Source organism: Curtobacterium sp. C1 (genome assembly GCF_021049325.1).
GTDB lineage: Bacteria > Actinomycetota > Actinomycetes > Actinomycetales > Microbacteriaceae > Curtobacterium > Curtobacterium citreum.
On sequence record NZ_CP088076.1, the window covers coordinates 2,137,307 to 2,150,114 of the forward strand.

Sequence of the window (12,808 nt, forward strand, 5' to 3'; positions counted from 1 at the left end):
GGTCAGTTGCTGTTGCCGCTCGTCGCGGTCTTGAGCGCGGCCTGCATGTCCTTGACGGCCTCGTCGACGCTCTTCGAGCCCTTGAGCGCGGCGTAGGAGTTGTCCTGGATCGCCTTCGTCACGGCCGGGTAGAACGGCGTCACCGGACGCGGCTCGGCCGACTCGATCGACTTCAGCAGGGTGGGCAGGTACGGCAGCTTCGACGTGAGCTCGGAGTCGGTGTACAGGTCACCGACGACCGGGGCCAGCGAGCCCTGCGTCGCGAAGAACTTCTGCGTCTCGTTCGACTCCAGGAACTCGAGGAAGTCGTGCGCGGTCGCCTTGTGCTTCGAGTACACGCTGATCGCGGCGTTGTGGCCGCCGAGCGTCGAGGCGCCCGTGCCGTCCTTGCCGGGGATCGGCGCGATGCCGAAGGTGTCCTTCACCGTGCTCGACCCGTCGGTCTTCGCGAGGTTGTAGACGTACGGCCAGTTGCGCAGGAACAGCAGTTTGCCGCTCTCGAACGCGGTGCGGCCCTGCTCCTCCTGGTAGGTGATCGCCTCGGCCGGGATGTTCCCGTCCTTGAACGCGTCGACCAGGTTCTGCAGACCGGCCTTCGCGTCGGCCGTGTCGACGTCGGGCGAGCCGCTCTTGTTCAGGACCGAACCGCCGGAGCCGTTGATCGCCTCGGAGGCGTTCACGGTCAGTCCCTCGTACTTCGCGAACTGACCGGCGTAGCAGCCGATGCCGGCCTGCTTGGCGATGTCGCAGTCCTTCATCATCTCGTCCCACGTGGTCGGGGGCGTCTTGACCAGGTCCTTGCGGTAGTAGAGCAGCGCACCGTCGGAGGTCTGCGGTGCGGCGTAGAGCGTGTCGTTGTACGTCGCGGTCTTGACCGTGGACGGCAGGAGCTTCGACGTGTCGATCTTCATCTTGCCGGTGAGCGGGGTCAGCCAGCCCTTCGCGGCGAACTCCGCGGTCCAGACGACGTCGACGTCGACCACGTCGTAGTTCGCGTCCTTGGCCTGGAAGTGCTGCACGAGGTCGTCGTGCTGCTGGTCGGCCTGGTCGGACTGCTCCTTGAACGTGACCTTCTCGTCCGGGTGGGCGGCGTTCCACTTCTCGATCAGCGGGCGGACCACGTTCGAGTTGTCCTTGCCCTGCACGTACGTGATCGGTCCGCGGCTGTCCTGGCCGTTCGAAGCGTCGTTCGAGCTGGCCGAGCCGCCGGACGAGCAACCGGTGAGCACGAGGCCGATGACGGCGACCCCGGCGACGGATGCGAGGCGCACCTTGGCGCGAGATTTCTGCACAGCGTTGTCTCCTCATCGAGATCACCAGGGGGCGTCGATCGGGTGCGACGACGCGGCCTGGAGCAGGCGGCGCTGCCTGCTGGAGGAGGAAGCTACGCCCATCCAGAAGATCTTCGCAACCGGTTGCAAAGAGATCGTGACCTGCCCGTGATCTCCACCCGGTGGACGGTTTTCCCTGGTGAGCGCTCACTTCCCCGGCAGCGCGGAATCTGAGACGTTCTGACTGCGGAACCACGCAGGAACCGCGTGGGAACCCCGCCACGGCGCTCGTCGGGCATTGTCCGTCTCCCGCACTGCTCGGTACCGTCCGGACATGGCCCTGCTCACGCCCGTGTCGACCCCCGGTCCCCGACGGGTGGTCCGTGTGGACCTGGACGCCCCGCTCCCGGACCTCGTCGCCGACGACCGCGGGGCGACCGCGCTCGTGGTCGGGTACCGCGACGGCCACCCCGTGACGACGCTCGACGTCGCACTGACCGACGACCCGGCCGATGCCGGGCGGGCGATCGCAGCCCTCGCCGCGGGTCCCGCCGATGCGCGCGCCGGCACATCGGACGGCCCGCACGCCGGCTCGTCCGTCGTGCCGACCGGCTGGACCGCCGGCACGTCCGCGGTACCGGACGCCGCGCTGCCGTCCGTCTCCGTCGTGGTCTCGACGATCGTGACGCGCCTGGCCGACATCGCGCGGCTGCTCGACCACCTCGCGGCACTCGACTACCCGTCCTACGAGGTCGTCGTCGTCGACAACCGTGTCGCGGTCCCCGCCGAGGACCCGCTGCCCGGACTGCTCGCGGGGCACGACGTGCGACTCGTCGTCGAGCGTCGCCCGGGCTGTTCCGCCGGACGGAACGCCGGTGTCGCGGCGGCCACGGGCGAGGTCGTCGCCTTCACGGACGACGACGTCCGCGTCGACCCGCGGTGGCTCCGGATGATCGGTACCCGGTTCGTCCAGGAACCCGAGCTGGACGCGGTCACGGGCATGATCCTGCCGGCCGAGCTCGAGACCCCCGCGCAGATCTGGTACGAGGCGTACTACGGCGGGTTCAGCGGCGAGCGCACCTTCGACCCGCTGACCCTGGTGCCCGAGGACGCTCCCGGGGCCCTGCGGCACGCACGGGTCTCCGCCGTGGCGGCCGACGGCTCGGTCCGTCGGCGGTTCCCGGTGTACGGCGTGGGCGGGTACGGTGCCGGTGCGAACTGGGCGGTGCGTCGGAGCGTGTTCGACCGCGTCGGCGGGTTCGACCCGGTGCTCGGTGCCGGCGTCCCCGCACGCGGCGGCGAGGACCTCGCGATGTTCATCGACGTCCTGTGGCGCGGTGGGCGGATCGGCGTCGAGCCGCGCGCGGTCGTGCACCACCGGCACCGGCCGGACCTGGCCGGACTGCACGCGCAGCTGCACGCGAACGGTGTGGGCTTCACGGCGCTGCTCTGCGCACTCGTGTCGGCGGACCGTCGGCACCTGGCAGCCCTGGTGCGGCTCGCTCCCCCGGCGGCCCGGGCGATGGCGGGCCGGGTGCTCGGCCGACTCGTCCGACGTGGGAGCACCCCGGCGGCGTCCGTGACCCCGTCGACCGTGCCGCCGACGCGTGTGCCGCGGTCTCTGGCGTTCCACGAGCTCCGGGGGTTCCCGGCGGGACCGGCCGCGTGGCTGCGCAGCCGTCGCGCCTGGCGCGAGGTCGAGCGGAGGCACACCGGCGCCTGACGCGCGCGGGGCGCCCCGCTGCCCGCGCCCGTCGCGCGCCGCCCGCCGCCCGCCGCGCCCGGCTGCGTCGAACCAGCGATGCGACGTCGAACCAGCGCCCCTCCCTGGTTCGACGTCGCATCCGTGGTTCGACCCGCGCCACGACGACCCGCGCCACGACGGCCCGCGGGAGGACGGCTCGCGCGCGCCGACCCCGCGCGCGAGCGCCCCGCGTCAGCGTCGTGCGCGCCGCGACACGAGGTACCGCCACGGGCCGCCGAGCGCCGCGGTCAGCTCGATCCGCCGCAACCCCGCCGTCGCCGCACGGAGCTCCTCGTCGGCCGCCCACGCGCCGGACCGTGCCGTCCCCGGTGCATCCGCACCCACCGCGCCAGGAGCACCGGCCGACCGCCCACCGTCGTCCTGCCCGAGCGACCCGAGCCGCCGCAGCGCCGGGACCGCACGCCGCACCACGGCGAGCGCCGTCCGCGGGTGGAGCACGAGCTTCGTGACCCACGCCCCGAGCCCGGCGCCGTAGCCGACCGCCTGCGCGCGCAGCGCCGCCGGCTCCGAGCGGTGCCGGTGCCACACCACGGCCGAGGGCTCGACCGCGAGCGCCGCACCCGAGGACAGCACCCGGACGAACACGTCCAGGTCCTCGCCGCCCTTCGTCGGCGTCCCCACGCCGAGGGCGTCGTCGAACCCGCCGAGCGCGACCGCGGCCGAGCGCCGGAGGGACACGTTCGCCCCGGTGCCGAACGCCCCGACCGAGAACGGGAAGAGCGGCAGGTCGGCGGGCGGCTCAGCGGCCCGGAAGACCCGGCGCCGGGTGTTCCGTGCCCAGGTCACGCGTTCGTCGAACCACCGCTGCGTGGGCGTCCGGAGCTCCGCGCTCGGCACGAGCCCCGTCACGCACGCGACGTCCGCGTCGCGCGCGAACGCGCCCGCGACGGCCGTCACCCAGTCGGGGTCGACGACGACGTCGTCGTCGGTGAACGCGACCACCTCGCCCGTGGCGACGGCGAGCCCGGCGTTCCGTGCCCGCGCGACGCCAGGCCGTGCCTCCAGGACGTAGGTGACACGAGGATCCGCGATCGAGGCGACCACGTCCCGCGTCGCCGACGTGGTCGGCGCGCTGTCCGCGACGACCACCTCGAGGTCGGGCCACGTCGACGCGAGGACGGACCGCAGGCAGGTCCGCAGGTCCTCCGGCCGGTCGCGGGTCCCGATCACGACGGAGACGCGCCCCACGGGTGCGGGGCCGGTGTCGGCCGGGAGGATCGTGGCCGGCAGCGCGCGCAGCGCCCGTCCCAGCTCGGCCGGGTCCAGGTCCCCGTCCGGGGTGACGGACACGTCGACGGAGCCGGCGATCTCGAGCCCGTCGCGGACGAGCAGGCGGGCGCGACGGAAGCCGTCGGCTCCTGCGAGCGCGACCGTCGTCGCGGCGAGCGCCGTCGGTCGGTCGACGGCGCCGACCCAGGCGGCTCCGGCCCACGTCGGTTCGTCGGCGCGCGGCAGCGCAGGGCGGAGCGTCAGGACGCTGCTGGCGATCGGGCTGGTCCGGCTCGGGGTCACGTCCCGATGCTCGGCAGCGGGCCGGGACGGGTCAAGCGACCCGGGCGACGGTTGCGGCGACGGTCGCCGAGCCGTGCGGTTTGCCGCGACCGGACCGCTCGCGCCCCGTAGGATCGCGGGTGACGCACCGGCCGACCCGAGCCGGGCACGAGGAGGACCCATGCCGGCCGGATCCGACACGGACCCCTGCGTCTGCGGGCACCCGCGTGCCGCGCACGAGCACTACCGCTCGGGCACGGACTGCGCGCTCTGCGACTGTCCGAGGTTCCGCCTGCGGCGCTGACCGGCGACTGCGGCTGCGCTGGCGCCGTGGCCGGCGCCTGCGTCGTGCGCCGTGCGCCTGTGTCGTGCGCCGTGCGCCTGTGTCGTCGTCTGCGGGAAACCGCCGCTTCCCCGCAGGGGGCCCGGGACCGGCTGCCCGCCGCGCTGCACCCGGGTTAGCGTCCCGGCATGGCCATCTCCCCCGCGGTCCCGGCGTGCGTCGTGCTCGCGCACCAGGACCCTGCGCACGTGCGCCGGCTCGTCGAGGCACTCGACCCGTTCGACGTGTTCCTGCACTGCGACGTGAGCACCCCGGAGTCCGTGTACCGCGCGATGGTCGACGGACTGCCCGACCGGGTCCGACTCCTGCCGCGCATCCGCACCGGGTGGGCCCGGTGGGAGAACGTCGTCGCCGAGGTCGCCGGCTACCGGGCCGCGCTCGACGGCACGGACGCGACCCACGTCGCCGTCCTCACCGGGAGCGACTACCCGCTGGCGGACGCCGCCGAGATCCGCGCGACCCTCGAGGCGCACCGCGAGGACTCCTTCGTCGCGACGTTCCCGCTGCCCGACCCGCTCTGGGGCCGTGACGGCGGGCTCGCCCGGCTCCGCTACCGGCACTGGGCCTGGCGCAAGCACATGCTGCGGCTGCCGATCCCCCGGCGGCTGCCCTCGGGCGTCGTCCTGACCGGCGGGTCGCAGCTCAAGGTCCTCGCCCGCCGGCACGCCACCGCGGTCGTGGACGCGTTCGACGGCCGCCCCGAGCTCGTCCGGACCTGGCGGCGCAGCTGGGTGGCCGACGAGACCTTCGTCCCGACGGTGCTGGCGACCCCGGCGCTCACCCCCGGGTTCGCGGACGAGCACGTGCAGCACTCGCTGTGGTGGATCGGCTGGGACGACTCGCGGCGGAAGAGCCCGCCGTGGCTCGGGACCGCCGACGCCGGACGGGTGCTCGAGCGCCGGACCGTCCCGGACGGCGGCCTGCCGCACCTGTTCGCGCGGAAGTTCTCGACCGAGCGGAGCACGGAGCTGCTCGACCTCATCGACGGGGCGTTCGCCCTGCGGCAGGACGTGGTCCGGTCGTGACCCAGCCCCTCACCCGGCGCGAGGCGCTCGGTCGGGCACGACGGGCCGCGTCCGACCGGATGTCGGACGCATCGGACGCGGCAGTCGACGACGTCGCCGAGGGGTCGTCCCGACTGTTCGGCCGCGGTCTGCTGTACGTCGTCGTCTGGTCGATGCAGCTCGTCGTCTCGTCGCTGATCTCCCCCGTCCTCGCGCACCTGCTGCCCGCGTCGGAGTTCGGCGTCCTCGCGTCCTCGATCGCCCTGTTCCAGGCGCTCTCCGTGCTCGCGGTCGCCGGGCTCGACCAGGCGACGGTCCTGCAGCGCGCCGAGGACGGCTCGGACCGTCGCGCCCGCGGGCTGCTCGCCGTCGGCGCGCTGACCGCCGCGGTCGTCACCGGGACGGCGCTCGCCACGATCCCGGTCTGGGCGGACGCCGCGGGCTTCGTCGGGGCGCACCCGCTGCTCCTCGTCGCCGTGCTCTGGACCGCGCCGGCCGCGGTCGTCCAGGTGGCGCTGGCGCTCCTCGTCGCGCAGGACCGCATCCGGGTCTTCGCGGTCACGAGCCTGCTGTCGTCGGTCGGCGGCTCCGTCATCGGTCTCGGGCTGCTCCTGTGGGTGCACGCCGACGCCACCACGTACGCATGGGGCGGTGTCGTCGCCCAGGGCGTCGCGATGGTGATCGGGATCGCGGCGACGCGGCCCCGCCTCCAGGGCCTGTTCGACCGGCGGACCACGGCCCGGGCGTTCCGACTCGGGGTCCCGGTCGCCCTCGGCAACCTGTCGTACTTCGTGCTCAACGCCGGCGACCGTGTCGTCGTGCAGAGCCTGCTCGGCCCGGCGGAGGTCGCCCGCTACCAGATCGCCTACGTCGTCGGGTCGGCCGTGGTCCTCCTCCTCACGTTCACGAACTCGGCGTGGGCACCGCACTTCGCCGCGCTCCGGGACGCCGGCGCCCGACTCCGGTTGGCCCTGCACGCGCGGGACGAGCTCTACCGGCTCGTGGCGCCCGTCGTCCTCGCCGTGACGCTCGCGGCACCCGTCGCGCTGCCGTTCCTCGCGCCCGCGTCGTACCGCGTCGACGAGCTCGGCGTCGTCGTCTTCGTCGTGGCCGTCACGGCCGTGCCCGTCGTGGCGAGCGGCGCGACCGGGCGGCTGCTCGTGGTCGAGCGCCGCGGAGTCGCCGTCGGCGTCATCGCGGCCGGCGCCGGGGCCGTGAACATCGCGGCGAACCTGGTCCTCGTCCCGTGGCTCGGCATCCTCGGCGCGGGCGTCGCGACCGTGCTCGCGTACACGCTCCTCGCGGCGGCCCAGCTGCTCGCGCTGCCCGACCGTCGGGCGTGGCGGGGACCGGGAGCCCGGGTGACCCTGCCCCTCGTGGCAGCCCTCGTGGTGGCCGGGGTGTCCCTGCTGCTGCCCCAGGACACCCCGTGGGACGTCGTGCGGGTCGTCGGCGTCGCGGCGTGCGTGCCGTGGTTCCTGCGACGGCTCGGGGCGGCGCGCGGCGGAGCCACCGCGGCCTGACGACGGAGCCGCGCGGACGCGTGCTCGTGCGCCCGGTCCGGCGCAAGCGGCGGGCGCGATGCCGTCCGTGCGTCGGGGCCGACGGTCTCAGCCCGCCGCGGGGACGTCGATCGTGACCCAGTCCACGAGCACCGAGCCCCGTGCGGCCCGCGGCGGCGTGCCACCGGTGGAACCCGCCTGCAGCACGAGGTGCATGCGCGCCGTCGGGACGTCCTCGGTGGTCGTGCCGACCGCGCGTCCGTCCACCAGGAAGGTCATCCGCTCGGGCGTCCACTCGATCGTGTAGGTGTGCCAGTCGCTGAGCCGGGCGTCCGTCTCGTGGTGCACGCACTGCCGCGCAGGGTCGTCCAGGCAGTGCACGTTGAGCCACGCACGCTGCCCCAGGCCACCCTCGGGGAAGTCGACCTCGCCGTCCGACCACCGGTTCGCGTCGCTCCACAGCAGGACGGCCACGCCGTAGCCGTCGACCCGGTCGCTCTTCATCCGGATGCTGTACCGTCCCGAGGTCTGCCCGCCCCAGCGCCCGTCGACGAGCGGCACGACGCCACCGGCCAGCGGGGTGCCGCCGTCGGTCGTCCGCAGCCCGACGTCGAGCAGCCCGTCGTGCGCAGTGACCGCGGACGCGCTGTACCGTCCGGTCCCGGCGGTGTCCGCGAACCCGTCGTAGGTGGTGAACCGGTCGGCGTACCGGGACGCGAACGTCCCGGTCGGCGCGTCGTCCGCGAAGTCCTCGGAGTACACGCGATGCCACGCACCGCCGTCCGAGGTCGGCATCGTCTCGCCGCTCGGGTCGTGCGCGCTCGAGCCGCCGGTCACCGTGAGCACCGCGGCGCCGACGGCGAGCGCGCCGACGACCGCGCCGACACCGAGCGCCGTCGCACGGTGACGGCCGCGGCCGGGCGGGCCGCCACGGTCCGTGGTGGCCCGCGCGGCCGTCGTCGTCATCGGTGGATCAGCTCGCGGCATGCCGCATCCCGGCCGTGGTCAGCTCGTACACGGCGGTGGTGCCGGACGACCAGACCCGGTGCCAGTACGGCGACGAGGCCATCGCGTCCGCGAGCCGCTCGTAGTCGGGGTACCGCTGGTAGCCGTAGCGCTCGTCGTACGCACCCATCGGCGCGGCCACGAGGGCGTAGTACTTCGTCGCGGTGGTCCGGGCGACGAACTGCCGCGTCAGGGTCGAGACGTCGGCGTCGGGGTCGTAGCCGGTACCGGACGGGTACGGGCCGAGCGCCTCACGCGACACGTAGTCGACGTCGAAGTACCGGGCGCCGGTGTTCCCCGGCACCGCGTTCCCCGAACCGGTGAGGAGCATGACCGAGCCCTTCGGCGCGGTCCGGTCGTACCACTGCGTCGCCGCCGACTCGCTCCGGGTCGTCACGCGGTTCCAGTCCAGGGCGGTCTGTCCGAAGGCACCGACCGCCACGAGGGCCGTGACGCCCGCCGCAGCGAGGACGTACCGGGCGGCTGCCGGCCGGAGCGCTGCCCGGACGGCCGTCCCGACGCGTGCCCACCGACCGGCGGGGAGCGGGAGCCCGGCGGCGAGGACCGCCAGCCACGGGGTCGCGAACAGGACCACGCGGAAGATGCCCTCCTGCCCGTAGTTCGTCGCGACGAGCAGCGAGATCGGACTCGCGGCCGCGGCGAGGAGCCCCCAGTGCAGTCGGTCGCGCCGGGCCAGCACGGTGACGACCGCGACGAGGCCGACGAGCACGAGCGTCGCCGCCGGCACGTCGAAGGCCAGCCCGGTGACGAGCGGCTTCGGGAGCACGGTCATGTCGTGCTCGGGCGGCTGCACGTTGTCGAACACCTTCCCGATCGCCGAGAGCGACAGGAACCGGCCGAGCACGTCGCCGTTCAGCGCGGCGAAGACCACCGCCGGCACGAGCACGACGACCGGCAGCCACCACGGACGCAGGAGCCGGAAGACCACGAGCACGCCGAGCGCCGCGACCGCGAGGTACGGCGAGATCTGGTGCGTGACGACGAGGACGACGCCGATCACGGCGATCGCGAGCACCTGCGGCAGCCGCACGGTGCGCGGCCGGAGGACCCGCTGCACGGATCCGTCGTCGGCGGGCACTGTGGTCTCCAGGAGCGGAGCGGTGGCGAGCACGAGCATCGCCACGACGAGCAGGACGCCGGTCGACTGCGGCGAGAAGTACGTCGTGTTGAGCGAACCGGTCATCGCGGTGAGGAACGCCGCGATCCACGGCCGGCGTCGACCGGGCAGCCAGTGCGCGGCGAGCACCCCGACGCCGAGCGTCGTGACGCCCGCGAGCAGCACGGGCACCCACGCTGCGATCGTCATCGCGTTCACGATGCCGCCGACGTCAGCGGCCCACGCACCCCCGGCGAACAGCCCCGACCAGGTCTGGAAGATGTCCGAGGCCGGATCGGTGCGGCCGAACTGCCGGATGTACTCCAGGACCCCGACGTGCCGCGCGGCAGCGGTCACGGTCGGCATCCCGTAGGTGATCGCCTGCGCGAGCTGCACGGCCAGGCCGAGCGCCACGACGGGCACGGCGACGGCTCGACCCCGGACGAACGCGACGACCGCCGCCGCGACGAGCACGGCGAGTCCGACCGGCAGCCCGATCCCGAGCCGGCCGAACAGTCCGGCGGGCATCGGGTCGCCGACGTGGGTCACCGCGGCGACCACCACCGTCGCGAGACCGAGCACGGTCCCCCCGATCACGATCCACCCGATCACGATCCGCCCGGACCCGGTCCGAACGGACTCCGTCAGGGGTGCCGGGGCCGGTCGGCGCTCCCGTCGACGCAGCTGTTGGAGGTCCCGCAGCACGGTGGACGCGAGCACCGCCGACGTCAGGACGACCACGACGGCGAAGGGCACCGCCGGGTGCCACCACCCGACGGTCGCCATCGTGTAGCCGATCCCGATCGTGCCGGTGATCGACCCGGCGACCGCGAGCAGCGCGAAGCGTGCCAGGGGCATCGGTCGGACGAGCAGCAGCGGCGTGACGCCGAGCAGGGCGAACAGGAAGACGACGGCCGCGCTCCCCCGCAGGACCGGCAGGTGCAGCCCGGCGCCGAGGGCCACGGCGACGAGCGTGACGACGACGACCCCGGCCGCGGCGAGCCGAGCACCGGGTCCCATGACGTCGTCCGCGTCCACACCATCGCGCCGTCGGGCCGACGTGGGTCCGGTGGCGACGTGGGCACCGACCGCGGGCGTGGCGGTCCCCCGGCTCATCGCGTGCCGACCGGGTCGGCGACGGGACGCGGTGCCGATGCGGCGACGACCACGCCGCCGAGCAGCCGGCCCACGGCGTAGCCCAGGACGGTCGTGGCGACCGACGCGACCACCGTGGCAGCGCGAGCGAGCCCGCCGCGACCGACGGCACGGAGCTCGCGGAGCACCGCCCGCGGGATCACCCGGGTCAGGTAGGTGGACTCGCTGGCGAGCGCATCACCGGTGCCGACGCGACGTGCCAGCACGGCCTTCGAGATGCCCTCGTAGTAGCTCCGGCGGAGCAGGTACCGCATGCCGACGCGGTCCGCCGACACCCGGTGCGACACGTTCGACCGCGGCTCGTGGCGGATCCGCGCCCCCGGCTGCACCGCGGCGATGCGGATGCACAGCTCGGTCTCCTCGCAGCCGAGCGGCTGGTTCCCGACGCGGCCGATGCCGGACCGGAAGCCGCCGGCGCGCAGGATCGATTCGCGACGGAACGCCATGCTCGACCCGATCACGTTGCGGACGTCGCCCGCGGTCTCCGGCAGGCCGGTGTAGCTGCAGCCGACGATCCACAGGAGCTCGTCGACGTACGGCCCGGAGCCCGTGGTCGAGGGCCAGGACGGCGTGGCGCGGCCGCCGACGCCGACGACCGCGGGGTCCTCGAGCGCGGCGAGCATGTGCCCGAGCCAGTCGGGGTCGGCGGTGGCGTCGTCGTCCAGGAACGCGACCACGTCGGCGTCCGTCGCCGCCACCCCGGTGTTGCGGGCGCCGGACAGGCCGCGGTCCTCGGCGTTCTCGAGGACGAGCAGCTCCGGCCAGCGCGCACGGGCCCGAGCGAGCAGCTCCGGCTCGTGGTCGATCACCAGCACGACCTCCGGGTGCTCCGGCTGCCGACGCGCCGACTCGACGCTGTCCTGCAGGTCGCCCCACCGGAGCTGCGTGTAGGCGCAGACGACGACGGCGACCCGTGTCACGCGGCGTCCCCCTCGAGCGCCCCGGCCGGCGACGCGTGCGCCGCCGCCGGCGCGTGCGCCGCCGGCAGCACCACCGGCGCAACCACCACCGGCGCAGCCGACACGGCTCGGCGCCCGGAGGCCCGCCGCCGCTCGTGCACGATCGACGTCAGGACGCGGATGCCGTCCGTGACGGCGTTGAGGTTGCTCGCCCCGTGCACGCGCAGCTTCTCGTGGCTCGGCACCTCGGCGATGCGCAGTCCGGCGGCCGACCACCGGCACGTCAGCACGGTCTCGATCTCGAACCCGTCGCCCCACAGCATCGAGCCGTCCAGCGGCTTCGGCAGCGTCGAGGACAGCAGCGCGATCGCCGGCAGCGTGTCGGCCCAGAAGGCGTTGTAGCCGTAGCAGAGGTCGCTGTACCGGGTGCCGAGGATGACGTTGCACAGCAGGTTCAGCCCGCGGTTGCCGAGGCTCCGGACGATGGTGATGTCGTCGCTGCCGCCGCCCAGGGCGTACCGGGTGCCCTTCGCGACGTCGGCACCGTCGCGGAGCGCCTGGACGAAGCGCGGGATCTCGTCCGGGTCCGCCGAGCAGTCGGCGTCGAACATCACGACGACGTCGCCGGTCACGGCCTCGAACCCGCATGCGAGGGCGTTGCCCTTGCCCTTCCGGGTCTGGTGCACGACACGGATGCCGGGCATGATCCGGCGGGCGGTCGCGACGGTGTCGTCGACCGAGTTGCCGTCCACGAGGATGACCTCGTGCACCGGCGGGAGCTTCGGGAGGATGATCTCGAGGTTGCGCGCTTCGTTGCGCGCCGGGATGACCACGGAGACGCGGGGGTCTGCCGGACGGACCGGGCTGACGGACATGCGGAGGTGCTCCTGTCGGGTTCAGGGTGCAGGGGACGGCTCCCAGCAGGGACGCGGGTACGACGCCGGGGGTCCTGGACGAGTGGGTACGCCTCGTCCGTGCTCCAACCCTCGTCGCGGCGCATGGGCGGGTCAATGCGCTCGGGTCCGCCTTGCGGCTCACCAGCGACCGCTACGGAAACCCGCAAGCGGCTCCGCCGCCGGCCTGGAGGATCGCCACCGCGCCCGCCCCGCGCGTCCCGCCGGGTGCTCCCCACCCTGGTGCGAGCCGCCGGCGCGACCAGTCCAGCGCGGACCATCCGACGTGAGCAGTCTGCTGCGCGCGACCCGGGCGGATCCGAGCCTCGCGGGCGATCCGGGCGTGTCCTCGGATCCGAGGCC

9 protein-coding genes are annotated in these 12,808 nt (G+C 74.2%); 3 read left to right on the forward strand and 6 right to left on the reverse strand.

All coding sequences use genetic code 11. The features are described 5' to 3' along the window. Positions 1-2: 2 nt before the first annotated feature. On the reverse strand, positions 3-1,292 hold the full coding sequence (locus tag LQK89_RS10275; protein ID WP_231049038.1) for an ABC transporter substrate-binding protein: 1,290 nt from the start codon (positions 1,290-1,292) through the stop codon (positions 3-5). Positions 1,293-1,605: 313 nt separating this feature from the next. Between LQK89_RS10275 and LQK89_RS10280 the strand changes: the two genes are divergently transcribed. After that, a complete protein-coding gene (locus LQK89_RS10280) occupies positions 1,606-2,994 on the forward strand; it encodes a glycosyltransferase (protein WP_231049039.1) in 1,389 nt (462 codons plus the stop codon). Between the two features lie 213 nt (positions 2,995-3,207). Here LQK89_RS10280 and LQK89_RS10285 read toward each other — a convergent pair whose 3' ends face one another. Further along, on the reverse strand, positions 3,208-4,548 hold the full coding sequence (locus tag LQK89_RS10285; RefSeq protein WP_231049040.1) for a glycosyltransferase family 2 protein: 1,341 nt from the start codon (positions 4,546-4,548) through the stop codon (positions 3,208-3,210). Positions 4,549-4,998: 450 nt separating this feature from the next. Between LQK89_RS10285 and LQK89_RS10290 the strand changes: the two genes are divergently transcribed. Then, positions 4,999-5,895 carry a beta-1,6-N-acetylglucosaminyltransferase gene (locus LQK89_RS10290; RefSeq protein WP_231049041.1) on the forward strand — a complete coding sequence of 299 codons (897 nt, stop codon included), beginning with the start codon at positions 4,999-5,001 and terminating at the stop codon, positions 5,893-5,895. Continuing rightward, complete coding sequence (locus LQK89_RS10295; protein ID WP_231049042.1) at positions 5,892-7,397, forward strand: lipopolysaccharide biosynthesis protein; 1,506 nt, start codon at positions 5,892-5,894, stop codon at positions 7,395-7,397. Before LQK89_RS10290 ends, LQK89_RS10295 begins: the two co-directional genes overlap by 4 nt. An 87-nt stretch (positions 7,398-7,484) precedes the next feature. On the opposite strand, the gene LQK89_RS10300 is transcribed toward LQK89_RS10295, so the two are convergent. The 4 genes from LQK89_RS10300 to LQK89_RS10315 form a co-directional block, all read right to left on the reverse strand. Beyond that, positions 7,485-8,342, reverse strand: coding sequence for a glycoside hydrolase family 16 protein (locus LQK89_RS10300; protein WP_231049043.1), 858 nt, complete (start codon positions 8,340-8,342; stop codon positions 7,485-7,487). Positions 8,343-8,349: 7 nt separating this feature from the next. After that, entirely contained in the window at positions 8,350-10,518 is a 2,169-nt protein-coding gene (locus tag LQK89_RS10305) for a hypothetical protein (RefSeq protein ID WP_231049044.1), read from the reverse strand. 92 nt (positions 10,519-10,610) lie between these two features. Beyond that, entirely contained in the window at positions 10,611-11,573 is a 963-nt protein-coding gene (locus LQK89_RS10310) for a glycosyltransferase family 2 protein (protein WP_231049045.1), read from the reverse strand. Beyond that, complete coding sequence (locus LQK89_RS10315; protein WP_231049046.1) at positions 11,570-12,427, reverse strand: glycosyltransferase family 2 protein; 858 nt, start codon at positions 12,425-12,427, stop codon at positions 11,570-11,572. Before LQK89_RS10315 ends, LQK89_RS10310 begins: the two co-directional genes overlap by 4 nt. Between the last annotated feature and the right edge of the window lie 381 nt (positions 12,428-12,808).

What these genes read in the sequence shown, in the direction of transcription:
- LQK89_RS10315 (WP_231049046.1), bottom strand. Translation starts at nt 12,427, where the DNA reads ATGTCCGTCAGCCCGGTCCGTCCGGCAGACCCCCGCGTCTCCGTGGTC.
- LQK89_RS10280 (WP_231049039.1), top strand. Translation starts at nt 1,606, where the DNA reads ATGGCCCTGCTCACGCCCGTGTCGACCCCCGGTCCCCGACGGGTGGTC.
- LQK89_RS10305 (WP_231049044.1), bottom strand. Translation starts at nt 10,518, where the DNA reads ATGGGACCCGGTGCTCGGCTCGCCGCGGCCGGGGTCGTCGTCGTCACG.
- LQK89_RS10300 (WP_231049043.1), bottom strand. Translation starts at nt 8,342, where the DNA reads ATGACGACGACGGCCGCGCGGGCCACCACGGACCGTGGCGGCCCGCCC.
- LQK89_RS10290 (WP_231049041.1), top strand. Translation starts at nt 4,999, where the DNA reads ATGGCCATCTCCCCCGCGGTCCCGGCGTGCGTCGTGCTCGCGCACCAG.